Raw genomic sequence first — 23,898 nt, forward strand, 5'->3', positions numbered from 1 at the left:
ATGATGGTGAAAATGATGAACACAGCAATCACACAACAACCTGATATTTATAGTGCTTTGCCTGATCACGTCCTTTCAGATTATTTTCGTCATGCCGGCGACGCCCTTGCTGAAGAAGCAATGGTTTTGGGCGCAGCTATACGCCATATTCTTATAAAGGGTGAGCATATTAATAACAAAAATATCATTTTATCTCTGATACAAACGCTGGAAGTCACGGATGACATCGTACATGCAGATGTGATAAGAAAAACCCTGGAAATTGTTGTCGGACATACTATAGACGATATTTGATGTATTTAACGGGGGAAGTCAATTTTCTGCTCTATTTAAATGCTCAGCGTTGGGTCAGTCGATTATTGCCGACCTTATATTCCTGGTTTTCCTGAACTGGAAAATAAATCATGCGTAGCGAAAACTAGGTGCAGTCAGCGCATGCCGACCTCTGGTTGTCAGATAATTATCTCAGGCGGGGAATGGAAAGCATTTTAGAACACATCTCCTTTGGGAATACTGCAATACGATACGTGTTTTTAACCGAGAACCAATACATTGACGTCCTGAAATATAACTGCGATCGAGGTGGCAGCAAAATTATTCTCATGACGGAAGTGACGTTTGGAACAAACGTGCAGAATGTTCAGGTGGTGCGAAGATTAAAACTCGAGGCGATTCAGTCGCTAATGTGTAATTATCCCAGAGAGCTACATCGGCTACATTTGAATCCCTTTAGAGTCTGGATAAGTCTATGTCTGTTTTTCGCTTATAGCGGACTGTTTAGTTCTTTTTCATGTGTGATGAGATGAAGTTCAAGGTGGCGTTGGGACACTTAAATTTTCACAACGCTACTTTGCTCCATCCTTTGCCGCAGTCATCGTGATAACGATCGGTTTGTTGATGCGTTTTATGGCCAGGTAGTTTTTGTATATCTAACCCTGTACTTTGTACAGACGCTCAAATAATAATCTCTGTTCATGGAAAATTGCCAGCGTTCCTTCTCCCCATTCAATGCCTGCAAGGTCTCTTGCTTTGCTAAAATTGATGCGTCACATGCCGTAGTTCGAAGCCGCAGACGCGATCATCAAAAGCATGTACTCCAGATTCTGGGCTGTATGTGAACGGGAGCCATCAGGCTCCCGTTATTACGTCCGTTCCGTTATCCTATCGCCTCGCAAAGGCGCGTCTTCATGTCACTATAGGCCTGCGCGGCATAGCGTTCAGCCCACGACTGATCGTCGATCTTCTCGATATTAACCGCACAATACTTAGTTTCCGGCGTCTTTGAGATAGGGTCGAGATTATCCTGCGTGAGTTCATTACACGCGCCAATCCACCATTGATAGGTCATGTACACCGCTCCCTGATTGATGCGCCCGGAGACATCCGCCCGACTGATCACTTTTCCCCGACGTGAGCTGACCCACACCAGGTCGCGATGGCGAATTCCTGCCTTTTGCGCATCCTGCGTGCTGATCTGCACATAGCCAGGCTCATCGGCAAGCGCCTGCAGGGCGGCACAGTTGCCGGTCATGGAACGACAGGAGTAGTGACCGACTTCGCGCACCGTACACAGAACCAGCGGATAGGCCTCGTCAGGCACTTCCGCGGGTGCGCGCCACGGTGCAGCAAACAGCTTGCCTTTACCGTCTGGCGTGTCGAAGCGGCTGTTTTCATACAGATAGGGCGTGCCGGGATGGTCGAGGTCGGGGCAGGGCCACTGGATATGCCCCAGGTCGCCCATCTTTTCCCAGGTGACGCCGTAGAACAGCGGACACAGTTCACGCATCTCATCCCAGATCTGTTGATTGTTTTCATAGTGCATGGGATAGCCCATTTCACTGGCGAGCAGGCTGATAATTTCCCAGTCTCGCTTCACGTCGCCAGTGGGGTCAACGGCCTTTTCGAAACGCTGGAAGCCGCGATCGGCGCAGGTGAATACGCCGCCGTGCTCGCCCCAGGAGGTGGCGGGTAAAATGACGTCCGCCATCTCGGCGGTTTTGGTCATAAAGATATCCTGCACCACGACAAAATCCAGCGCCGCGAAACCGTCACGCACCAGCCCCAGATCGGCTTCCGTTTGCAGCGGATCTTCCCCCATGATGTAGTAGGCTTTAATTTTCCCTTCCAGCGCCAGATGCGGGACTTCGGTAATGCGTGTGCCGACCTTGTCATCCATCCGGCTGGCGTCAATGCCCCAGGCTCTGGCGAACTTCTCTCTGACGGCCGCATCGGTGACATCCTGATATCCCGGAAAAAGATTCGGTAATACGCCCATGTCGCAGGCACCCTGGACGTTGTTCTGCCCGCGAACCGGCCCGACGCCGACGTGTGGACGACCCAGGTTACCGGTCAGCAGGGCAAGGCTCGATAATCCACGCACCACGTCCACGGCCTGACCGAACTGCGTCACGCCCATTCCCCACATCACTGTCGCGGAAGGGGCGGCGGCAAAGGTCCGCATCGCCTGACGAACCTGCGACGCCGGAACGCCGGTTAAATGCTCGACTGCTTCCGGCGCATAGTCTTTAACCGTTTGCCAGTAAGCATCCAGCCCCTGCGTGTGCTTATTCACGTACTCCTTGTCGTAAAGCAGTTCGTCAATGAGGACGTAACCAAACGCATTCACCAGCGCCATGTTGCACCCGTTATTCAGTTGCAGATGCTGGTCAGCAATGCGTGCGGTTTCAATACGGCGGGGATCGCAGACGATGATCTTCGCGCCATTCTGCCGCGCTTTGATCACCCGGCGCGCCACAATTGGGTGAGAGTCTGCGCAGTTATAACCGAAGATCAGCAGACATTTTGAGTTTTCGATGTCGCTGATGGAATTACTCATTGCACCATTGCCCAGCGTTTCCTGGAGGCCAGCGACCGAAGGCCCGTGACACACGCGGGCGCAGCAGTCCACGTTGTTGGTGTTGAGAACCGCGCGGGCGAATTTCTGCATCACATAGTTGGTTTCATTGCCGGTACCGCGAGAAGAACCGGTTGTCATAATGGCGCGAGGGCCCGCGTTGTCGCGGATTTCCAGTAAACGTCGGGCGGTATAGCGGATGGCTTCATCCCAGGTGACCGGGGTAAATTTGTCGCCTTTCTGGTAGCGGATCAATGGGCGGGTGAGGCGGGGAGTCAAAAGGCGGGTATCGTTAAGGAAATCCCAACCATAGTACCCTTTCAGACAAAGTTGGTTCTGGTTAGTCACCCCCTCAGCCGCTTCAGCACGGATGATTTTGTTATTTTCAACAACAAGCTTGAGCTTGCACCCGGCCCCACAGTAGGGACAGACACTGGTGATTTTTTTCATCAATAACAGACCTGTTAAAAGCTGAAATAGCGCGAATTGTGACGAAGCCTGAGCGGAGCCGCTGAAGCTTCGGGTTGTCGTCATGACGCAGGGGATAAGCACAATACGTGCCAGAGTGGCAAAGCCTGGGCTGACGCGGAACGAGGCACAAGCTGCAGGAAAAATGACAGCGGATTCGACATAAATGACGAACGGACGTCAAAAAAAAGCCCGCACAGAGGCGGGCAAGACATACTGGAAGCAATGTGAGCAATGTCGTACTGAATACCCGAGTTATTTACTCAACTATTCAGTGATGAGAAAGATAATCTTTATCATCTAAGTTTGCAACCCCATCTTTCATGGGAGAAATCAGCACGTTCAATTAAGTGATGTTCATCACAAACTTCAATTTCCTGACGATGTGCTATCCTTTTTAACGGCGAATAAACCGCTACTGTAAAATCGATAAGTGAGGAAAAAATGGGCATTATTTCATGGATTATTTTTGGTCTGATTGCAGGTATTCTGGCGAAGTGGATTATGCCTGGTAAGGATGGTGGTGGGTTCTTTATGACGATCATCCTGGGGATCGTCGGTGCCGTAGTGGGCGGCTGGATCAGTACGCTGCTTGGTTTTGGGAAAGTCGATGGTTTTAATTTCGGCAGCTTTGTGGTGGCGGTTATTGGTGCTATCGTCGTCCTGCTTATTTACAGAAAAATCAAAAGCTAAGGCGCAATAATTGACTGACAAAAGGCGACCTGAGGGTGGCCTTTGTCATTTCAGACCTGGCGTTACCACCAACCCAGTTCGGTACCCAGCACCACGACTATCGCGACGACAATCATAATCAGCGTCGTTTTTTTCATGATTTACGCCCCCGGTGCGGCATAGCCACCGATAAAAAACCAGGCCAAAAAAACCACGGCCGTAATAAAAATGACGACGGGAAACAGTATGCCCAGTCTCATGCGATCACCTGTCTGAATTATGCAAAGAGCTGCAAGGATAACAGGGGTTAATGGGTGACAAAAGGGGTTTTGTCCTCACGCTTTTCGCTTATTCTGCGAGTCGCCAGGACGTGACAAGTACGCTTTCGGCAGGCTATTATTTCTCAGAATTATCTTAAACACAGTCGCAAGCGCGCAACGAGAGAAGTATGTTCCAGCTAAAGCCGGGCACCCTGGCGCTGATTATTGGTGCGAAAACATCGGCCGGACGCGGCAATATCGGCAAGACGGTGGAATTGTTCCATCTCTGCCAGCCGGGTGAGGTATTTATTAATCCCATAAATGGATTTACCACCATGCTGCCGAAAGAGACGCCACGTGCGCTCTGGCTGGTGACGGGGGAGGTGGTGTCGGCAAACGGGCAGCAGGGTTTTGCCTGGGTCAGAGCGGAACACTTGATGCCTCTGTTGCCGGATATTCAGCCTGAATCGACGGTTACCCGCGAATCACAACTCGCGTAGCCAGTCTGCCAGCACAAGGGCGTGATTTTGTTCGCTGTTTTTGGCGGCGTACAGCAGCGTCAGTGTCTGCTGGCGGGCAATCTGCGCCAGCCGCTCGCCTTCCTTCTTCTGCGTGACAAGTTCCGCGCGGTACTGCTCAGTAAAATGCTGAAAATCGATCGTTTCTGCGTGAAAAGCTTTGCGCAGCTCTGTCGAGGGAGCGAGCGCTTTGACCCACTCATTGAGCACGAGATCCGCTTTTTTGATCCCGCGTGGCCACAGTCGGTCAACCAGCACCCGGTAGCCGTCGCTGTCTTCTGCCGGGTCGTAGACGCGTTTACACTGAATATTCATGTTTGTCATTCTCCTCAATCCAGGCGCAAAACTCATCGAGCTGTTGGTCGGAAAAAACCGTGATTCCGTGCTGGCGTAGCAGCGCGGTGGCCACTCCCATACCGGGATGACGTTGTCCGCTGAAGCTGCCATCGTAGATAAACTGACTGCCGCATGTCGGACTACCGTCGGTGAGTAGCGCAACGTCACAGCCGGTCTCCTGTGCCGTGCGCAGCGCCAGCCAGGCGGCAAGCTGATAGTGCCCGGTGACATCTTGACCGTTCTTTTCCACAATGGATGCGCGCCCGTACATCACATCGTTGCCATCGGCCCGAACAATTTCCGCCGATGGGCGTGGTGTCGGCAAGCCTGCGGCCAGTTCAGGGCAATGGATGACCAGACGCTGTTCTGCCTGCAAACGCGCCAGTATCGCAGCGGGATGCGCTTTCTCGCTGCCGTTATAACGCACTTTCAGCCCCATCAGGCAAGCGCTCACTAAAACCTTACTTTTCATCGCATTTGCCTCGTCCGGCAGAAAAACTGCTCCCGATCACTATATCACTTCGCATGCGTTCATCCCTAAATTAAGGGATTGTGATGGCAGTAAAAGATCGGTAGGCTGAGGTTCCTTATGTTGTCCCCAATTGTTCTGACGTAAGGAATTCTCCATGGAAATATCCCCTGTAAAAGATACGCTGCGTATTGCGCTGGTGGGTGATTACAACGCTGGCATCACGGCGCATCAGGCGATTCCTCTGGCCATCGACGACGCTGCTGCGGTTCTGGAACTGCTAGCGGATTACGACTGGCTGTCCAGCACTGAAATCACCAGTGCAGAAGATCTGGTGGGCTATGACGCCATCTGGGTGGTGCCTGGCAGCCCCTATAAAAATACCGAAGGCGCGTTGACGGCCATCCGTTATGCCCGCGAAAACAGCATTCCTTTCCTGGGAACCTGTGGCGGTTTTCAACACGCCATCCTTGAATATGCGCGTAATGTGCTGGGCTGGTCAGATGCTGCCCATGCGGAAACTGACACAACGGGCCGGATGGTTATTGCGCCACTTGCCTGTTCGCTGGTGGAAAAAACCGACGATGTTGAACTGCGGCCCAATACGCTGATTGCTAAAGCCTATGGTCAGCCGGTGATTTCGGAGGGCTATCAGTGTAACTACGGCATTGCTGAGGCGTTTGCGGCTGAACTGGATAGCGGTGATCTGCGGGTGACCGGCTGGGATGATAACGGGGATATTCGGGCGGTGGAATTGGTGACGCATCCGTTCTTTGTCGCCACGCTTTTCCAGCCTGAACGTGGCGCTCTTGCGGGGAAACCGGTTCCCCTGGCGCAAGCGATGCTGCGCGCTGCGCGAGGCTAATCAGTAGGGCAGACATCACGTCTGCCCTGAGCTTATCAGGCGGTAATCTCTTTATTTCGTCCCGCATAGAAACCGAATATCGCCATCGCTATCGCCAGCGCCGCAACGGTCAGCAGTGGGATCTGCCAGTCTCCCTGGGCGTCATGGATCCTGCCCATCAGCGGCGGCCCGCAAGCGGCTAACAGATAACCGACGGATTGCGCCATGCCGGAAAGCGCTGCCGCCTGATGCGCAGAACTGGCGCGCAGGCCGATAAAGGTCAGCCCCAGAATCATCGTTGCACCGGAGCCGAATCCAAACAGCAGCGTCCATAGCACCGCCTGATCCGGCATAAACCAGAAGCCAGCGGCACCCACAGCGCACATCAACGACACCAGTGCGGCGATGCAGCGCTGATCGTGAAAACGGTGCAGCACCAGCGGAATGAGTAAACCGGGAGAGGCGGTTGCTAACTGGAGCAAACCATGCAGCGAACCGGCCTGCGCCTCGCTGTAGCCGTGGCTAATTAAGATTGCTGGCAGCCAGCCGATAATCACGTAATAGATAAGCGAGTTAATTCCAAGAAATAACGTCACCTGCCAGGCCAGCGGTGAACGCCAGATGCCGCGTGCGTGCAGGGTGCGCGAGGTGGTTACGTTCGCGTGGGCGGCATGACGCCACTGCGGCAGCCAGATCAGCAACGCCAGTAGCGGAAACACCATCAACAGCAGCAACGCCCCGCGCCAGCCAAACCCACTTAGCGCCAGCGGAACCACCAGCGCGGAGCCCAACGCGGCGGCAGCACCCATCGTCAGGGAATAAGCACCGGTCAGTCTGGCGACGTGCTGCGAGAAATCGCGTTTGATAAGCCCTGGCAGTAGCACGTTGCCGAGGGCGATACCGCAGCCAATGATGGCAGTGCCAAGAAACAGTAAAGAGGCGTCCGGCAGTGAGCGCACGGCAACTCCGCCGCAAATCAGCAGCATTGCCGCGAAGAGACTGCGTTCCATGCCAATACGGCGGGCAATGCCAGCGGCAAGCGGAGAAACCAGCGCAAACGCCAACAGCGGCAGGGTGGTTAATAATCCCGTCTGGGCAGTCGTAAGACCATAGTCCGTGCGAATCGCTTCCAGCAAAGGGGCGGCGCCGGTAAACGTCACGCGCAGCGTGGTGGCAATCATCAGGATACCGGCAATCAGCAGGGCACCGTGGTTGCCGCGTGGTGGTGAAGAAGTCATTGTTCTCTCATATCAACAGGTGAGGCCGTACCTTACCGCGTTTATCTGTGTTGTGAATCAAGCTAAAATGACAGTTTATCGCTAAATTCGGACAAAATGATGTACAGCCTGCGACTCGACGGATATGACCCCGATCTGCACCACGATGCCGCCGTGGCGTTTCGTATCCGCGCTCGCCCTGATGAGCTGTTTAGCGCGCAGCACCAGCATCGTAAAGGGCAACTGATTATGGCACTGCATGGGGCTATCACCTGTGATGTTGAGTGCGCTATGTGGATGGTGCCACCGCAGTACGCGGTCTGGATCCCCGGCGGCGTTCCCCACAGCAATCACGTAACGGCAGGCGCGGAGCTCTGCTTTCTCTTTATCGAACCGGAGGCCGTCACACTACCGGGACGTTGCTGTACGTTAAAAATTTCTCCGCTTTGTCGCGAGCTGATCCTCTCGCTGGCGAGGCGTAGTGACGCTCAGCGGGCAGAGCCGCAAACGCAGCGCCTGACACAGGTCTTATTTGATGAACTTCCGCAACAACCGCAGGAGCAGATGCAGCTACCGGTTTCTGCGCACCCGAAGATCCGCCGGATGGTTGACACCATGGCGCGCGAACCGGCGCAATGGCAAACGCTGGGGCAGTGGGCCAGCGTATTTGCGATGAGCGAGCGTAACCTTGCCCGACTGGTGGTGAAAGAGACAGGGCTCAGCTTTCGTCGCTGGCGACATCAGCTACAGCTCATTCTGGCCCTACAGGCCCTGGTCGGCGGGCAGAACGTGCAGCAGGTGGCGCAACTGTTGGGGTATGATTCGACCACGGCGTTTATCACCATGTTCAAAAAAGGCCTGGGACAGACGCCAGGCCGTTATCTGGCGGGATTGACTACTGCCTTCCCACAATAAGCGAGACCAGACCGGCCGCGATAAGCGGACCAACAGGTACACCGCGAAACAGGGCCACGCCAAGCACGGTGCCGACCAGCAAACCGGCGACCAGCTGTGGCTGGCTGCCCATCAGCGTCACGCCGCGGCCGCCGAGCCAGGAGACCACCACGCCAACCACAATCGCCACCAGCGATTTCCAGTTAAGGAAAGAGTGGATCAAGGTGGAAGGTGGCAGTGTCCCGCTGGCGATAGGCGCCATGACGCCGATGGTCAGGATAATAATCCCGATGGTCAGCCCCTGTTTTTCAATCCACGGGAAAAAGGTATTGAGCGGGGTAACGCGGACAATAATCAGCACCAGAATTGAAACGGCGACAGTGGTGTTATGGCTGACAAAGCCCAGAGCTGCCAGTCCGAGCAGGATCAGCAGAGTGACATCAAACATCGTGGTTTCCTTGCCAAAAAAAGTTAAGCCTGTTTACTTTACGCCCAAACGCCACGCAGAACAGACTTTTTTAGAATCTGCTGGCTATTTCGGGCAAATGCCTGACGGCGAAAAACAGGCAATTTTTTATTTTGTCATCAAATTGCCATTATTGCGGACTATCAATAGCAGATGAACCGGTCTCGCTCATTTTGAGGTGTAGCCATGAACGATCAGATGTTTATTGAAACGCTCATTATTAGTTCATCCTTTTTCGCCATCGCCGCCGTTATCGTGATTTCTGTTTTAATTCTCGAACGTGGTAGCTGAACGCTTACGATATGCGGTGAAAAGCCACCAACTCTGGCCGGGCAATACGCAGATAATCGTCAGTATTGAGAATAATCGATTTCGTGAGCACGCCGGCGTTAAAGGCGATTTCACGATAACGTTCGAACAGCAGCGGATCGGCGACCAGCATTAACTGTGGATGAAAACTGAAAGGCGGGATCGCGCCAAATACGCAACCGGTGAGTTCGTCCACTTCTGCCGGGCTGGCAAGGGACGCACGCAGACCGCCAAGATACGTCGCCAGTTGACCAAGATCGGCCTGTTGGTCGGCAGGTAAAATAGCCAGTACATGCTGATTTACCCCATTCCCTTTCACTTTACAGACAAGCGCCTTTGCTCCCTGACCCAGTGCTGTCCCCCGAATTTCTGATACGGCCTCGCATTTCCCGACGGCCTCATGGCTGACGACGCGATAACGGGCGCCCTCCAGAGACAATAAATCGAGTAAACGCTGATGGGTTTCGCTGCCTTTCTCCATTTCGCTCATTTTTTACTCCTGTTTGCGCGAAAAAACACGGTAAAGATTATCATGAACGCTGACGATTTTGGTGCTTGTTGAGGTAGAGTTGCTCGTCAGAAGCGGTGTAGGCATCATGCAGCGAATCGTTCGGCTGCATGCTGTAGCTGCCTGATGAAAAACGAATATCCTTCTCAGGTGCCACGGTCCGCAGGTGGTTGGCTATCCGTTCCGGCAGACGAGCCGCCATATCTGGCTCTGCGTCCACCAGAATGATGCAAAATTCATCGCCGCCCAGACGGATGGCGTAATCACTTTTGCGCACCGACGCCTCAATCGCATTTGCCAGTAAGGTGATCGCCCGATCCCCCTCGTGGTGTCCCTGCGTATCGTTAATCATCTTCAGCTTATCGAGATCGATAGCGATAAAGGTCACTGGCGTTCCGGTGCTGACAAAACGCTGTAATCGCTGCTCAAGCGTCGGAGTTAAAATTTTACGGTTATACAGGCCTGTCATCGCATCGCTGATATTTTCACGGGTAACATTATGGTAAAGGCGAAAATGCAGCCGGACCATATTGAGGAGCAGGGCAGTTGCCAGAAGGTAAAACAGAAACAGCTTCCAGGACGAGACAATGAAATACAAGATATCGAGTGACAGTTCGACGTGCAGACCACCAGGAAGATCGCTGATGTAATTGACGTACGGGAAAAGATTATTCTCGCTTTGATGAATAATAATCGTCTTATCCGAGTCGGTATCGGTGACGCTGGCATTGAGATAACGCCATACCAGTGGGCGGTCGTGGGTAAAAACAATATTTTGCAAGTTGTGCTTATTAATATCCACCATCACGATGCCTTTTAACTTACCGTGCAGATAGACCGGTGTTAAAAAACTCATCACGTTAAGTTCGGTACGATCATCCTGATAGATACTCGACAGCACAGTACGTCCAGAAAACAATTCATCAATATCGGCCTGATGAATACCTAATGAGCCTTTCTGTAAAAAAGCCCAGTGATGCATGGCAAACTGCCGCGTATTGATCGGATCATAGAAATAAATATATTGATTTTGTAAATCCAGATAATAATGAAATTTCTCTTCTGACGTGGCGAGGCCTTTTCCATAATCAACCTGTTCCCGGTTAACCTTCACGGCCTGATCAAAAGCAGGAAGCAACAGCACATCGTCCGCGATACCCGCACAGTCATCAATGGAGGTTTGTAACGTACCGTGGAGCGCGGGATAATTATGCTGCGTCAGATTCAAACCATACACCGAGTTAACACTTTCAAACGACTGGCAAAGGGTATGGCGGGTATCCGCCGGGAGCGTTTTCTCGGGTGTTGCCAGTGTGCGCATCAGATGGGCGGCAATGCTCTGATTCTGGTATTTATCATACAGAAATGAGGAGTCTGCTTTTTCGATGATATAGCGCATATAGCCATTCATTGACTTATAGCTGGCAATAAGTTCATAGATCAAAAAGGAAGATGTCAAAACGACAACGCTTGCGGAAATAAAGAGCCTGAGCGCTTTATGGGGCAATTTCATGATAAACAACAACTCTCCAGGTCAGATAATCTATTTTATCATACGTCACAGGTGCAACCTACCGGCCAGCGGGGATATGGAGTGCAAAAGGCATGAAATGAACCAGCCAGGAGATTATTTTCCTGGCTGGCTGTCGTTTAATTGGTGCTGGTGGCACCTTGTTTATGAAAAAGTTCGCGGAACACCGGGTAAATATCATCCTGCTCGCGAATATGTTGCATTGCAAAATTATCAAACGTGGCTTGCAGATGTTCATATTCGCGCCACAGGGTTTGATGCGCGCGGCGGGTAATTTCGATATAACTGTAGTAACGAACCACCGGCAGCAGTTTCTTCGCCAGAATCTCATGGCACAGCGGAGAGTCATCTGCCCAGTTATCCCCATCCGATGCCTGTGCGGCGTAGATGTTCCACTGCGCAGGATCGTAACGTTCTTTCACAACGTCATCCATCAACTTCAGGGCGCTGGAAACAATGGTTCCCCCGGTTTCCTGAGAGTAGAAGAACTCATGCTCATCGACCTCTTTTGCCTGGGTGTGGTGACGAATATAGACCACTTCCACATTCTTATAGGTTCGGCTCAAAAACAGGTAGAGCAGAATATAAAAGCGTTTGGCCATGTCTTTTGTCGACTGATCCATGGAGCCGGAGACGTCCATCAGGCAGAACATCACCGCCTGGCTGGACGGATCGGGACGCTTCTCGTAATTTTTGTAGCGCAAGTCGAAGGTGTCGATAAACGGCACGCGTTCTATCTTGGCCCGCAGCTCAGCAATCTCTTTGCGTAATCGTTCCTCCTCCAGCAGTTGCGCCGGTTCGCTTTTGCTGATGGTGTCGAGATCCTGTTCCAGCGCGTGTAACTCGCGTCGTTTGCCGGCCGTCATGGCCGTGCGCCGGGCGAGAGAATTTTGCAGCGAACGCACGACGCTGATATTGGCCGGAACGCCGTTGGCGGTATAACCCGCCCGGTGCGTTTTATACTCCGTAAGCTGGCGCTGCTGGTTTTGTTTCAGGTTAGGCAGCGCTAAATCTTCGAAAAGCAGATCCAGGTATTCGTCTTTAGAGATCTGAAAGACGAATTCATCCTGGCCTTCACCGTCCTGACTGGCCTGGCCCTGTCCGCTACCTGAACCGCCGCCTCCGCCCTGCGGACGCTCTATGCGGTCATTTTGTACGAAATGGTCGTTACCTGGGTGAACGCGATGGCGCAGGCCGCCGCGCCCCTGATGAAACATCGGTTCGCTGATATCTTCCGTCGGAATGGAGACAGATTCACCGCTATCTACATCGGTCACCGAACGCTTGTTAATGGCCTCGGAGATCGACTGTTTAATTTGTGCTTTATAACGGCGTAAAAAGCGCTGGCGGTTAACCGTGCTCTTATTTTTGCCGTTAAGTCGTCGGTCAATGAACCAGGTCATATGTCCCCCGTACTGCATTTGCCAACTTTACGCTTCATCCTTCACGTTATCCCGGCGTTGGCTGCATTCGCTCACCCCAGTCACGTACTTATGTACGCTCCTGGGGATTCACTCATTTGCCGCCTTGATACACCTTGAATGATTTCGCGTACAAACGAACTATTTGCCCGGTAAACGGAGAAAATCTTCCGGGTCATTTATGCTGTTAAGACGATTTACGTACGCGCAGATACCATTCGCACAGTAAACGCACCTGTTTACGGGTGTAGCCTTTCTCCATCATCCGGTCGACAAAGTCGTCGTGTTTCTTCTGCTCATCGGTCGAGGTTTTGGCATTGAACGAAATGACCGGCAGCAGCTCTTCGGTATTGGAGAACATTTTTTTCTCAATGACCGTGCGCAGTTTTTCATAGCTGGTCCAGTTCGGATTTCGTCCGCTGTTGTTCGCTCTCGCACGCAGCACAAAGTTGACGATTTCATTACGGAAATCTTTCGGGTTGCTGATCCCCGCCGGTTTCTCAATTTTCTCCAGCTCCGCGTTCAGCGATTCACGGTCAAACAGCTGACCGGTATCCGGATCGCGGTATTCCTGATCCTGAATCCAGAAGTCGGCATACGTGACATAACGGTCGAAAATATTCTGTCCGTATTCCGAGTAGGATTCGAGATAGGCAGTCTGGATCTCTTTACCAATAAACTCGGCGTATTTCGGGATCAGATAGCCTTTCAGGAACTCGAGATAACGCTCAGCTTGCTCCTGCGGGAACTGTTCGCGCTCGATCTGCTGTTCCAGTACATAGAACAGATGAACCGGGTTCGCAGCGACTTCGACATGGTCAAAGTTAAAGACGCGCGAGAGGATTTTAAACGCGAAACGGGTCGACAGACCGTTCATCCCTTCATCGACGCCGGAGTAGTCACGGTATTCCTGATACGACTTCGCTTTCGGATCGGTATCTTTCAGACTCTCACCATCATAGACGCGCATTTTCGAGTAGATACTCGAGTTTTCCGGATCTTTCAGGCGGGAGAGAATCGAGAAACGTGCCAGCGTTTCCAGCGTTCCCGGCGCGCACGGCGCATGCGTCAATTCGCTGTGGTTTAGCAATTTCTCGTAGATTTTGATCTCTTCGGAAATGCGTAAGCAGTACGGTACCTTCACGATGTAAACACGGTCGAGGAAGGCTTCGTTGTTTTTGTTGTTACGGAACGTCACCCATTCCGATTCGTTCGAGTGGGCGAGAATGATGCCGTTAAACGGCAGGGCGGAGATCCCCTCAGTGCCGTTGTAGTTACCTTCCTGAGTGGCGGTCAGCAGTGGATGCAGCACTTTAATCGGTGCTTTGAACATCTCGACGAATTCCATGATCCCCTGGTTGGCCCGGCACAATGCGCCGGAATAGCCATACGCGTCCGGATCGTTCTGAGCGTGATGTTCGAGTTTACGAATATCCACTTTCCCGACCAGCGCGGAAATGTCCTGGTTGTTCTCATCGCCCGGTTCCGTTTTGGCAATCGCGATTTGCGCAAGAATCGACGGCCACACTTTCACCACGCGGAATTTGGTGATATCCCCACCAAACTCATGCAGGCGTTTGGCCGCCCACGGTGACATAATGGTGCCGAGATAACGGCGCGGAATACCGTATTCTTTTTCCAGAATCTGGGTATCTTCCTGCGGATTAAACAGGCACAACGGATGATCGTTCACCGGGCTGCGTTCACCGTTGGCGCTCAGCACATAAATCGGGACACGCTGCATCAACGATTTCAGTCGTTCGGCAAGCGATGACTTCCCGCCACCTACAGGCCCCAACAGATACAGGATCTGTTTCTTCTCTTCCAGCCCCTGAGCCGCGTGTTTCAGATAAGAGACAATCTGTTCGATCGCGTCTTCCATGCCGTAAAACTCTTCAAATGCCGGGTAACGTGCAATGACCCGGTTAGAGAAGAGGCGAGAAAGTCGGAGTTCCTGGGCAGTGTCGACCATGACGGGTTCACCAATAGCCATCAATAGCCGTTCTGCCGCGTTGGCATAAGCACTGCGATCTTGCCGACAAGTGGTAAGAAACTCCTGCAGTGTGAACTCTTCGTCCTTGGCAGCTTCATAACGCTGGCGATAGTGATCGAATATATTCATGATATGCCGTCCTTTCGTTTTTTAGCACAGGTTAAGAGCCGTTCATATGAATAGTAGAGGCTCCCGGAAGAGGTAGACTGAACGACGTCATTTACTGTCTCGTATCAAAAAAACAGCAACTCTCATGCCAGCTTTCACCGCGTGAGACCAACGTGCCCGGCGATACAACTTCTAAACTAAAGCGTAGATGGCATTTGCAAAACTTGCATGCACCCGCAAATGATTTTCAATGGCATATCAATAACTCATCCGCAAAAAGTGCATAGCAAATGTAAATAATGCAGTGGAAGATCACACCGTTTTCACCGCACTGTAAGCCAAGTGTCATCTCAGCCTGCAAAATTAGACGGTTACATTCTTTCATTAATTTGTAAAATGGTTGGGTTGTAACGTATTGGCGGTTACACTTTTGCCGCTGAACATTTGAAAAAGGAAAGATGGATTGTGACCAAACTCAAACTTCTGGCACTTGGCGTGTTAATCGCATCGTCTGCTACCGTGGTGCATGCTGAAAGCAACCTGACGCTTGGCGCTGGCGTTGGTGTGGTTGAACACCCATATAAAGATTACGACGCGGATGTTTATCCGGTTCCGGTGATTAATTACGAAGGCGATAACTTCTGGTTCCGTGGTCTGGGTGGTGGGTACTACCTGTGGAACGACGCCGCAGATAAGTTGTCGATCACCGCCTACTGGTCCCCGATGTATTTCAAACCGGGTGACAGCGACGATCGTCAGATGCGTCGTCTTGATAAGCGTAAGAGCACCATGATGGCGGGCTTATCATACTCTCACCATACCGAATATGGTTTCCTGCGTACCACGCTCGCCGGGGATACGCTGGACAACGGTAACGGCATCGTCTGGGATCTGGCCTGGCTGTACCGCTATACCAACGGCGGCCTGACCCTGACGCCGGGTATCGGTGTGGAGTGGAACAGTGAAAATCAGAACGACTACTACTACGGCGTGTCACGTAAAGAATCCTCACGCAGTGGTATGCGGGGTTACAACCCGGACGATAGCTGGAATCCGTACCTGGAACTGAGCGCGAACTACAACTTCCTCGGTGACTGGAGCGTTTACGGTACCGCACGCTACACCCGTCTGTCTGATGAAATTACCGACAGCCCGATGGTGGATAAATCCTGGACTGGTCTGATTTCTACCGGAATCACCTATAAGTTCTGATTGTGCGTTATCACAGTGCAATCGATAAAAGCCCGCAGCGCGGGCTTTTTTGTCACTGAGTCATTCGACCTCTTTGGCATGTCGCTTTGCTTTTTCAATAGCCTGCCTGTCAAAAATAAAGTGCTCATAGCCATCGGTGACGTTTTTGACTCTGTAGATTTTCCATCTCCTGTCTTCTTTCTTCAGATAGACGCCTAACTGATAGGTTTTGCCGTTTTCGCATCCAAGCCAAACCGTAACGTATTTGCTACCGTCAACGTCTTGTGCTTTGCCCACCTTCAATAAAGGGATCCAGTCGACCGAATAGTCCTGCGCGTACGTATAATAGTCAGTGTCGATGATTTCTTGTTCATAAATATGTGAAATAACATCAAGTTGAATTAACGTTTCGCGGGAGACGTAATCATGCATTTTCTCAGGGTCTGGCTTTATTTTGCCGGGGCTATTGGCAAAAACAGGTAAATAGTAGCGATAAAAATCAGCTACGCGTTTTTCGGCATCATCGCCTCCTGAAACGCAGGACGCGAGTAAATACACCATGGATACGACAAAAAAGAGGCGCATTACTTTTTCCTGTACATTTGATAAGGCGGTTTCGATGAGCGATAGCCAGGTCCTCCCCAGAAGTCCCTTTGTTTGAAGTCAGAGTACCAGTCCTGACCATCGAATATCGCCATGTGGCCAGCGGCATGTCCGCCTTTTTATGGCTGGATAACGCCAACGTCGTGTGTCGGTGTAATTTTTCTAAAGCCAGCCGCCTCCAGCATCGAGCCGTAATCTTTAGCATTATGTGTATTGGTCACAATAACTCCGCCCGCCTGAATTGCTCTACGCATGTATGTTGCGCAGTTATTGGTTGGACCCGGTTCGGCGTGGTTTTTTGCCCAGTTTCCAGCATTCCTGGTATTCCATCCCATAAAGTATTATCCATAGTAAACATGTGGAATAACCAATAGACACCTTTATTAATTAGCAGGGTTAGTCATTTTGTGCCGGGTGGTATTATGGGGATGCTCCTGAAAAATATTGTCCAACATAAATTGCGCTTCCCTGGAAGTGTGAATATGCCTAAGTTTTAACTGAGCCCTGAGAGTGCAATCTGTGCATCAAAACAGGGCACTTGCGCCCTGTTTTGCATTACGGTGGTGCACAGCTAAGGAGAACGTGATGACAGATAAACAGGTTGTCTTCGCTGGTGGAGTTGTTCTACCTGCGATCGGGCAGGGGACATGGTACATGGGTGAAAATGCCGGTCACCGCCGGGCGGAAGTGTCTGCACTTCGCGCGGGCGTGGATCTGGGGCTAACGCTCATCGATACCGCTGAAATGTATGCCGATGGCGGAGCGGAAGAGGTGGTCGGTGAGGCGCTCAACGGACTGCGTGAACACGTGTTCCTGGTGTCGAAGGTTTACCCATGGAACGCGGGTGGGCAAAAAGCGATTGCCGCCTGTGAGGCCAGTCTGCGTCGTCTGAAAACCGACTATCTGGATCTCTATTTATTGCACTGGTCAGGCAATTTCTCCTTCGCCGAGACGGTCAAGGCGATGGAAACTCTGATAGCTCAGGGTAAAATTCGTCGCTGGGGAGTGTCCAATCTTGACGTCGACGATATGCAGGCGCTGTGGCAGATTCCGGGCGGCAGGCAGTGTGCGACCAATCAGGTGCTGTATCATCTGGCTTCACGCGGCATTGAATATGATTTATTACCGTGGTGTCAGCAACATCAGCTTCCCGTAATGGCTTACAGCCCGTTGGCGCAGGCCGGACGTTTACGCAGCGGTTTATTGAATCATCCGGTGGTCAATGAGATTGCGCATGCGCACAATGCATCAGTTGCGCAGATCCTGCTGGCGTGGGTCATCAGTCATCACGGAGTGATGGCGATTCCAAAAGCGGCAAGTGTGGAGCATGTACAGCAAAATGCGGCGGCGCTGAGCATCACGCTTTCCGCTCAGGAACTCGCCGCACTGGATAAGGCGTATCCCGCGCCGAGAGGCAAAACGGCGCTGGATATGGTCTGATGAGGTTTTGACTCGTTGGCCGGATAAGATGCGCTGGCATCGCCATCCGGCAAACAATGCCAGATGACGACCTGTCAGGCCTGTGACATCTCAACCACAATCATGCTTAGCGCTTCGCAACGCGAATGGTTTGCGCCAGGCGAGAAGGTTTTTCTTCGGTGGCCTTCTGTGCGGCGGTGGCATACGCCGTTTCTACGCACACAAAGGTTTTATAGCCATCATCCGGCATATCGCCCATGCTCACAGACAGCGCCGGGCCAGGGTTCCAGCCGACCACGTTGAGGTGGTGATGATGTACAACGTCGATGTTACGGTTCAGTGCGGCATCGTGAATCACGCTGCAGGCTTCCGGGTTCAGATAGACACGGTCAGTACGATCCGGGAACGCCTGTACGCCATCAGTCAGGACGTCTTCTTTCGCATCATTCACTTTATCGATGAAACGATCGCCCAGGCCGCTGACTTTCACCGTCGCGATATCGCCAACGTTGAAATAGGTATGCAGTGCAGAGGTCGTTTCAAATTCACCGTGCGCTTCAAGCTCAATCTCACAGGTTTTGCCTACTTTAAAGCGCGCCAGCAGGGTGAAATCATGTGGCCACAGTTTCAGTGTCTCTTCAGTGTTTTGCAGTTCAAACGTCAGCACTGCGCCGTTGTCGTCTTCATTATGCGCTTTCAGCGTCCACGGCAGGTTACGGGCAAAGCCGTGAGAAGGCAGTCCTTGCTGTGCCGCCGGACCAAACCACGGCCAGCAAATCGGCACGCCGCCGCGCAGCGCGATGCCATTTTTAAACGGAGTGTTGTTGCTCAGCCACAGAACTTCTTCCTCGCCAGCTGGTTTCCAGGAGAGCAGGTGCGCCCCCTGTAAAGCGAAAGAGGCTTTCGCCTGTGGGTGATCGACGACAATCAGTTCCAGATCGTCAAGCTGACGACGGGAGAGGACAGGGGTGAGTTGTTCAACGACAGGGAGAGCGAAAATTTTGTTAATCATGATGCAATCCTTGATTCAACCGTAGCGAAAAGCCATAAAAAAAGGCGACCGAAGTCGCCTTTTTAGATCAGATTCTCATCTCAACTTATTTGGAGATGTGAGCGATCAGGTCCAGAACTTTGTTTGAGTAACCAGTTTCGTTGTCGTACCAGGAGACCAGTTTCACGAAGTTGTCGTTCAGAGCGATACCTGCTTTAGCATCGAACACGGAAGTGCAAACTTCGCCGTTGAAATCGGTAGATACAACGTCGTCTTCGGTGTAACCCAGAACGCCTTTCATCGGGCCTTCGGAAGCTGCTTTGATGGCTTTCTTAATGTCTTCGTAAGAAGCCGCTTTTTCCAGACGAACGGTCAGGTCAACAACGGATACGTTCGGAGTCGGAACACGGAACGCCATACCAGTCAGTTTGCCATTCAGTTCTGGCAGTACTTTACCTACAGCTTTAGCTGCACCGGTAGAGGACGGGATGATGTTCTGAGCCGCGCCACGGCCGCCACGCCAGTCTTTGTGAGACGGGCCATCAACGGTTTTCTGAGTAGCGGTGGTTGCGTGAACAGTGGTCATCAGACCTTCGATGATGCCGAAGTTGTCGTTGATGACTTTAGCCAGCGGAGCCAGGCAGTTGGTGGTGCAGGATGCGTTGGAAACGATGTCCTGGCCAGCATATTTGTCAAAGTTAGCGCCTTTAACAAACATCGGAGTGTTATCTTTGGACGGACCAGTCAGTACGACTTTTTTCGCGCCAGCAGTGATGTGCTTACGAGCAGTCTCGTCGGTCAGGAAGATACCGGTCGCTTCAGCTACTACGTCAACACCAACTTCGTCCCATTTCAGGTTAGCCGGATCGCGTTCAGCGGTAACACGGATTTTTTTACCGTTAACGATCAGATGACCGTCTTTCACTTCAACGGTACCGTCGAAACGGCCGTGAGTGGAGTCATATTTCAGCATGTAAGCCATGTAATCAGCGTCTAACAGGTCGTTGATTGCAACGATCTCGATGTCAGAACGTTTCTGAGCAGCACGGAAAACAATGCGACCGATACGGCCAAAACCGTTGATACCTACTTTGATAGTCATATATTCCACCAGCTATTTGTTAGTGAATAAAAGGTTGCCTGTAAAATTACAAAAACCTTACGCAGCGTCAAGCGGAATCGTGTCAATCATTGCGACAAATCAATCCTCTGTACAAGCTTTGCACGGCTGACTCGCCTCACTCTTCCATTGGGCTTGAAACCACATGGGGGCGGCGCCCCGAATTTTAAAGGGCAACCGAGATAAAAATGTGATTCGCATCACGATTCACAAGCTGCCATTTCGCAAGGATCAAGTTTAGAACAAAAGTCTGCACTCAGGTGTTAATGTTTTGTTAGAATCTGTCGCGCAATGTCAGCGTCATGAAAAGTGAGATGTGAGCAAAATGGCGAACAAACCTTCTGCAGAAGATCTGAAAAAAAACCTGTCTGAAATGCAGTTCTACGTGACGCAGAATCACGGTACAGAACCGCCGTTTACCGGGCAGTTACTGCATAACAAACGTGACGGCGTCTATCATTGTTTGATCTGCGATGCGCCGCTATTTACCTCCCAGTCCAAATACGATTCCGGCTGTGGCTGGCCGAGCTTCTACGAGCCGGTAAGTGAAGAGTCGATTCGTTACATCAAGGACTTTTCACACGGTATGCAACGCATTGAAATTCGCTGTGGAAACTGCGATGCGCACCTGGGGCATGTCTTCCCCGATGGTCCGCAACCCACCGGCGAACGTTACTGTGTCAATTCAGCTTCTCTGAGCTTCATCGACGACGAAAACGGTGCCCAGACGAAAGGTTGAAAAAACGATTCAGCAAATTATTCCATAGGAGCGGACTTATCATGAATCTTGATGAGATAATTAACAGCATGACGCCGGAAGTGTATCAGCGTTTATCCACCGCCGTTGAACTGGGAAAATGGCCGGACGGCGTCGCGCTGACCCCGGAGCAAAAAGATAATAGTCTGCAACTGGTGATGCTCTGGCAGGCGCGCCACAATACGGATGCGCAACATATGACGATCGACACCAATGGGCAGATGGTGATGAAGAGCAAACAGCAGCTGAAAGTGGATTTCGGCATCACGCCAGAACCAATTGCGACGTTCAAATCCTGATAGCGCACCGTGGAAGCCCGGCATTCTGTCGCTCTGCCGGGCTAACGCGGCGGATTATTTTTTATTCAGCATGGCTTTCAGGTCTGCGAAAGGGTTGTACGTGGCTTCGCCGACGCTCTTTTGCGCATCCTCGCCCGCTACAACCGTGGAACCATACTGGTCGGCTTCCGTATATTTGGAATGCTCATGATCGTGGCAGTACAGGCACAACATTTCCCAGTTGCTGCCATCTTCCGGGTTATTGGAATGATCGTGATCGATATGGTGCACCGTCAGTTCGCGAAGGTTTGAGTAAACAAACTCGCGGGAGCATCGGCCGCAGACCCACGGGAAAAGTTTCAGCGCCTTTTCCCGGTAACCTACTTCCAGACGGGCGTAATTTTTAGGGATAAAAGCCATACAATCCCATGCCTCCAGTTGAAAATGAAACGATGCGTCAAACGCTGACGCAACGGGTTGGGGCCATCATAACCGATCCCGTTTCGTGTGACACACTTCATCACACCGCTTACGAAAAAAATGCCCATGCGGACATGCAGGGCATTTTTAATCATGAACGGGGCTTAGTGCGCAATGCTTAAGGATTCCGCCAGTTGTTTTGCAAGCTGGTTATGGTCGTCCGCGCCGTATTCCCAGAACATCGCGCCCGCCAGTCCGCGCTTCTTGATGTAATCTGCTTTGATTGCCACCGAGCGGGGATTCTCATACGAGAGGGCAAACAGCCGCTTACCGTCAGCAGACTGAACGGACAGCCATGGCACTTTTGCCTGATCGTCCCAGTGCTCGGTAAACCGTTTCTGCGGATCGTTAAGAAACGTTTTGACGATGTCGTGGTATTTCACGTAGGTGTCCTTGGTCAAATCGGCACCCAGTGATTTAAACAACGCGATTTCCTGCTCGCCAAAGTAGGGTTGCGTGACGGGATTTTTTTGCGCGTCCGGTTTTGTCCAGTCAATTCCGGGCTCGACAGAACGTTTGGGAACACGGCCATAAAAACCGATCCCCAGATTCATCTGCCGGGGCTTCAGTCCGGCGGCGAGGTAGTTGTTGACCACAAAGTCGACGCTGTATTTATCGGCCGCCGCGACGGTTGGCCAGTCTTTAGAATCATACAGGTTGGCGTTGAAATACTGCGTTCCGTAAGCCATGTCATAGGTCATCAGATTGATGTAGTCGAGCAGCGGTGCAATCGCTTTTACGTCCACCCAGCTTTTTGGACTTTCCGCATTCGCCCCGACGGCAATGGTCACCAGTTTCTGATTGCCGACTGCCTGACGCAGTTCTTTCAGCAGCAGCGTGAAGTTCTCGCGGTCGGCTGGCTGACTGGCGACCAGTCCCCAGGCGCCGTTAACCGGATATTCCCAGTCCAGATCGATACCGTCGAGGCCGTATTTCTGCATGATCTCCAGCGCAGACTGAATAAACACCGCACGCGTTTCCGGTGTTGCGGCAGCGCCTGAGAATCCGCGTGCGCCCCAGCCGCCAACAGAAAGCAGGACTTTCAACTGTGGGTTCTGTTTACGCAGTATCGGGATCAGGGCAAGGTCAGACTCCACTTTTGGCGATAGCCAGATCTGATGCAATTTCGTCGTATCTTTCAGCGCGGCGTTGGTTTCGTCTTTCTCAGCGTTGTAAATCAGGCCGAATGAGTAGTTCAGGTGGGTAATCTGGCGGACATCCAGGGTGTTGATATCGCCACCGGGTCCGGCGGTGACATCTCCGCCGCCATTGAAGTAGCCGACGGACATCATAGAACTGCCAGACGCGACAGATGCGCAAAGCAAGGGTAATGCTGCCAACAAAGGCAAACGTTTCATGGCTAATCCTCTTTGACATTAAAAAATGAAAAGCAAACACGCCACGGAAATGGCGTGGCGAAAAAACATCCATCAAAGCGTAGCACCTGCGCAGCGTCACTGCTGGTTTCGGTTTATTTTATGTGACGGAAGGGAAAAGATTTTTCGCCGGATGACAAGGCAGGTCGTCATCCGGCGAGAGGTTTAGCGCTGAGTTTCTTCCCAGTCAGCGAGGGTATACAACGTAGCGCCTGCTGCTGCCATCTCCATAAAGGCATGGGCACTGTCCTGTGGCTGAATGTTCACGCCGCGACAGCCATCGGTAATGACATTCACCGTATAGCCCAGTTGCAGCGCATCCAGCACCGTAAACCTGACACAATAGTCGGTGGCCAGCCCCATGACGATCAGTTCATGCACGTCATGCTGGCGAAGCCACGCGTCGAGTCCGGTTGTCTGCCGACGTCCGTTATCAAAAAAAGCGCTGTAGCTGTCGACCAGCGGATTCTCGCCCTTATGAAAAACGGCCTCTATTGCCTTGCGGTTCAGCAACGGATGAAACGCCGCGCCGTCCGTATTCTGCACGCAGTGATCGGGCCAGAAGGTTTGCGGCAAGCCGTCGAGTTGACCCTGGCTGTAAGGTTCTGCCCGATGCTGACTGGCGAAGCTCCCGTGGTTCGCAGGGTGCCAGTCCTGGCTTGCGAGGACCGCATCACCGCGGGTCTGGCACCCTGCAATCAGCTGGTTTGCGATATCAACGGTGCTGTCGCCCTCCGGGACCGCCAGCGCGCCGCCGGCGCAGAAATCGTTTTGTAAATCGACCAGTAACAGCGCACGGTGTGTCATTCGATCCT

Annotated in this window: 27 protein-coding genes and 2 pseudogenes; 10 read left to right on the forward strand and 19 right to left on the reverse strand. The window is 52.1% G+C overall.

What is annotated here, in order from left to right:
* The first annotated feature begins 27 nt into the window (after positions 1-27).
* Positions 28-294, forward strand: coding sequence for a biofilm development regulator YmgB/AriR family protein (locus KI228_RS09460; protein ID WP_043001947.1), 267 nt, complete (start codon positions 28-30; stop codon positions 292-294).
* Between the two features lie 543 nt (positions 295-837).
* Here KI228_RS09460 and KI228_RS09465 read toward each other — a convergent pair.
* Positions 838-1,043: pseudogene (locus KI228_RS09465) on the reverse strand (site-specific integrase); the annotation flags it as partial.
* Positions 1,044-1,156: 113 nt separating this feature from the next.
* Complete coding sequence (gene fdhF, locus KI228_RS09470; protein ID WP_061070219.1) at positions 1,157-3,304, reverse strand: formate dehydrogenase subunit alpha; 2,148 nt, start codon at positions 3,302-3,304, stop codon at positions 1,157-1,159.
* Positions 3,305-3,766: 462 nt separating this feature from the next.
* Between fdhF and KI228_RS09475 the strand changes: the two genes are divergently transcribed.
* Positions 3,767-4,015, forward strand: a complete 249-nt coding sequence (locus tag KI228_RS09475) for a GlsB/YeaQ/YmgE family stress response membrane protein (RefSeq protein WP_043000937.1) — start codon at positions 3,767-3,769, stop codon at positions 4,013-4,015.
* A gap of 62 nt (positions 4,016-4,077) precedes the next feature.
* Here KI228_RS09475 and yoaJ read toward each other — a convergent pair whose 3' ends face one another.
* Positions 4,078-4,152 carry a protein YoaJ gene (gene yoaJ, locus KI228_RS09480; protein ID WP_086513017.1) on the reverse strand — a complete coding sequence of 25 codons (75 nt, stop codon included), beginning with the start codon at positions 4,150-4,152 and terminating at the stop codon, positions 4,078-4,080.
* A gap of 3 nt (positions 4,153-4,155) precedes the next feature.
* A complete protein-coding gene (locus KI228_RS09485; RefSeq protein WP_042287604.1) occupies positions 4,156-4,254 on the reverse strand; it encodes a YoaK family small membrane protein in 99 nt (32 codons plus the stop codon).
* A 188-nt stretch (positions 4,255-4,442) separates the two neighbouring features.
* On the opposite strand from KI228_RS09485, the gene KI228_RS09490 reads away from it, so the two are divergent.
* Positions 4,443-4,754, forward strand: coding sequence for a hypothetical protein (locus tag KI228_RS09490; protein ID WP_044254899.1), 312 nt, complete (start codon positions 4,443-4,445; stop codon positions 4,752-4,754).
* Here the strand turns inward: KI228_RS09490 and KI228_RS09495 are convergent.
* Positions 4,740-5,087: a DUF488 domain-containing protein gene (locus KI228_RS09495; RefSeq protein ID WP_043000934.1), complete on the reverse strand. Its 348-nt coding sequence runs from the start codon at positions 5,085-5,087 to the stop codon at positions 4,740-4,742. The genes KI228_RS09490 and KI228_RS09495 overlap by 15 nt on opposite strands.
* The gene (locus KI228_RS09500) at positions 5,071-5,580 is read right to left on the reverse strand and encodes a 2-thiouracil desulfurase family protein (RefSeq protein ID WP_044265507.1); all 510 of its coding nucleotides are present in this window, start codon (positions 5,578-5,580) and stop codon (positions 5,071-5,073) included. The genes KI228_RS09495 and KI228_RS09500 overlap by 17 nt, the downstream gene beginning before the upstream one ends.
* Before the next feature lie 154 nt (positions 5,581-5,734).
* Between KI228_RS09500 and KI228_RS09505 the strand changes: the two genes are divergently transcribed.
* On the forward strand, positions 5,735-6,442 hold the full coding sequence (locus KI228_RS09505) for a CTP synthase C-terminal region-related (seleno)protein (RefSeq protein WP_044254889.1): 708 nt from the start codon (positions 5,735-5,737) through the stop codon (positions 6,440-6,442).
* Positions 6,443-6,477: 35 nt separating this feature from the next.
* On the opposite strand, the gene KI228_RS09510 is transcribed toward KI228_RS09505, so the two are convergent.
* A complete protein-coding gene (locus KI228_RS09510) occupies positions 6,478-7,659 on the reverse strand; it encodes a CynX/NimT family MFS transporter (protein WP_141227502.1) in 1,182 nt (393 codons plus the stop codon).
* 99 nt (positions 7,660-7,758) lie between these two features.
* On the opposite strand from KI228_RS09510, the gene KI228_RS09515 reads away from it, so the two are divergent.
* Complete coding sequence (locus tag KI228_RS09515; RefSeq protein WP_061070215.1) at positions 7,759-8,553, forward strand: AraC family transcriptional regulator; 795 nt, start codon at positions 7,759-7,761, stop codon at positions 8,551-8,553.
* On the opposite strand, the gene KI228_RS09520 is transcribed toward KI228_RS09515, so the two are convergent.
* On the reverse strand, positions 8,534-8,980 hold the full coding sequence (locus tag KI228_RS09520; RefSeq protein ID WP_043000929.1) for a DUF441 domain-containing protein: 447 nt from the start codon (positions 8,978-8,980) through the stop codon (positions 8,534-8,536). The two genes, KI228_RS09515 and KI228_RS09520, sit on opposite strands and share 20 nt — an antisense overlap.
* 204 nt (positions 8,981-9,184) lie before the next feature.
* On the opposite strand from KI228_RS09520, the gene yoaI reads away from it, so the two are divergent.
* Positions 9,185-9,289, forward strand: coding sequence for a small membrane protein YoaI (gene yoaI / locus KI228_RS09525; protein WP_086512617.1), 105 nt, complete (start codon positions 9,185-9,187; stop codon positions 9,287-9,289).
* A 4-nt stretch (positions 9,290-9,293) separates the two neighbouring features.
* On the opposite strand, the gene KI228_RS09530 is transcribed toward yoaI, so the two are convergent.
* The 4 genes from KI228_RS09530 to yeaG form a co-directional block, all read right to left on the reverse strand.
* Positions 9,294-9,797, reverse strand: coding sequence for a YbaK/prolyl-tRNA synthetase associated domain-containing protein (locus KI228_RS09530; RefSeq protein WP_043000928.1), 504 nt, complete (start codon positions 9,795-9,797; stop codon positions 9,294-9,296).
* A 40-nt stretch (positions 9,798-9,837) separates the two neighbouring features.
* The gene (gene dgcJ / locus KI228_RS09535; RefSeq protein WP_061070684.1) at positions 9,838-11,328 is read right to left on the reverse strand and encodes a diguanylate cyclase DgcJ; all 1,491 of its coding nucleotides are present in this window, start codon (positions 11,326-11,328) and stop codon (positions 9,838-9,840) included.
* Positions 11,329-11,465: 137 nt separating this feature from the next.
* The gene (locus KI228_RS09540; RefSeq protein ID WP_061070214.1) at positions 11,466-12,749 is read right to left on the reverse strand and encodes a YeaH/YhbH family protein; all 1,284 of its coding nucleotides are present in this window, start codon (positions 12,747-12,749) and stop codon (positions 11,466-11,468) included.
* Positions 12,750-12,954: 205 nt separating this feature from the next.
* Entirely contained in the window at positions 12,955-14,889 is a 1,935-nt protein-coding gene (gene yeaG / locus KI228_RS09545) for a protein kinase YeaG (protein ID WP_061070213.1), read from the reverse strand.
* A gap of 444 nt (positions 14,890-15,333) precedes the next feature.
* On the opposite strand from yeaG, the gene KI228_RS09550 reads away from it, so the two are divergent.
* Positions 15,334-16,080, forward strand: coding sequence for a MipA/OmpV family protein (locus tag KI228_RS09550; protein WP_141227503.1), 747 nt, complete (start codon positions 15,334-15,336; stop codon positions 16,078-16,080).
* Positions 16,081-16,140: 60 nt separating this feature from the next.
* Here the strand turns inward: KI228_RS09550 and KI228_RS09555 are convergent, their stop codons facing one another.
* Together KI228_RS09555 and KI228_RS09560 are read right to left on the reverse strand one after the other, a co-directional pair.
* Positions 16,141-16,644, reverse strand: coding sequence for a YqhG/Tai3 family protein (locus tag KI228_RS09555; RefSeq protein WP_061070212.1), 504 nt, complete (start codon positions 16,642-16,644; stop codon positions 16,141-16,143).
* Positions 16,644-16,997, reverse strand: a pseudogene (locus tag KI228_RS09560) (hypothetical protein). Before KI228_RS09560 ends, KI228_RS09555 begins: the two are co-directional and overlap by 1 nt.
* A 250-nt stretch (positions 16,998-17,247) precedes the next feature.
* Between KI228_RS09560 and KI228_RS09565 the strand changes: the two are divergent.
* Positions 17,248-18,102, forward strand: coding sequence for an aldo/keto reductase (locus KI228_RS09565; protein ID WP_061070211.1), 855 nt, complete (start codon positions 17,248-17,250; stop codon positions 18,100-18,102).
* A 106-nt stretch (positions 18,103-18,208) separates the two neighbouring features.
* Here the strand turns inward: KI228_RS09565 and KI228_RS09570 are convergent, their stop codons facing one another.
* Both KI228_RS09570 and gapA read right to left on the reverse strand, forming a co-directional pair.
* Entirely contained in the window at positions 18,209-19,093 is an 885-nt protein-coding gene (locus KI228_RS09570; protein WP_061070210.1) for a D-hexose-6-phosphate mutarotase, read from the reverse strand.
* Between the two features lie 85 nt (positions 19,094-19,178).
* Complete coding sequence (gene gapA / locus KI228_RS09575) at positions 19,179-20,174, reverse strand: glyceraldehyde-3-phosphate dehydrogenase (protein ID WP_043000921.1); 996 nt, start codon at positions 20,172-20,174, stop codon at positions 19,179-19,181.
* Between the two features lie 343 nt (positions 20,175-20,517).
* On the opposite strand from gapA, the gene msrB reads away from it, so the two are divergent.
* A complete protein-coding gene (gene msrB / locus KI228_RS09580; RefSeq protein WP_043000920.1) occupies positions 20,518-20,931 on the forward strand; it encodes a peptide-methionine (R)-S-oxide reductase MsrB in 414 nt (137 codons plus the stop codon).
* A gap of 41 nt (positions 20,932-20,972) precedes the next feature.
* Positions 20,973-21,248 (forward strand): YeaC family protein, encoded by a 276-nt coding sequence (locus tag KI228_RS09585; protein ID WP_043000919.1) that lies wholly within the window; start codon positions 20,973-20,975, stop codon positions 21,246-21,248.
* A 54-nt stretch (positions 21,249-21,302) separates the two neighbouring features.
* On the opposite strand, the gene yajD is transcribed toward KI228_RS09585, so the two are convergent.
* The 3 genes from yajD to pncA all read right to left on the reverse strand — a co-directional run bounded on the left by yajD (position 21,303) and on the right by pncA (position 23,890).
* The gene (yajD, locus tag KI228_RS09590) at positions 21,303-21,647 is read right to left on the reverse strand and encodes an HNH nuclease YajD (protein ID WP_042319478.1); all 345 of its coding nucleotides are present in this window, start codon (positions 21,645-21,647) and stop codon (positions 21,303-21,305) included.
* A gap of 164 nt (positions 21,648-21,811) precedes the next feature.
* On the reverse strand, positions 21,812-23,065 hold the full coding sequence (gene chiD / locus KI228_RS09595; RefSeq protein ID WP_141227504.1) for a chitinase ChiD: 1,254 nt from the start codon (positions 23,063-23,065) through the stop codon (positions 21,812-21,814).
* 183 nt (positions 23,066-23,248) lie between these two features.
* A complete protein-coding gene (pncA, locus tag KI228_RS09600) occupies positions 23,249-23,890 on the reverse strand; it encodes a bifunctional nicotinamidase/pyrazinamidase (protein ID WP_061070207.1) in 642 nt (213 codons plus the stop codon).
* Between the last annotated feature and the right edge of the window lie 8 nt (positions 23,891-23,898).

Origin of the sequence: Citrobacter amalonaticus, assembly GCF_018323885.1 — a bacterium.
Classification (GTDB): Bacteria; Pseudomonadota; Gammaproteobacteria; order Enterobacterales; family Enterobacteriaceae; genus Citrobacter_A; species Citrobacter_A amalonaticus.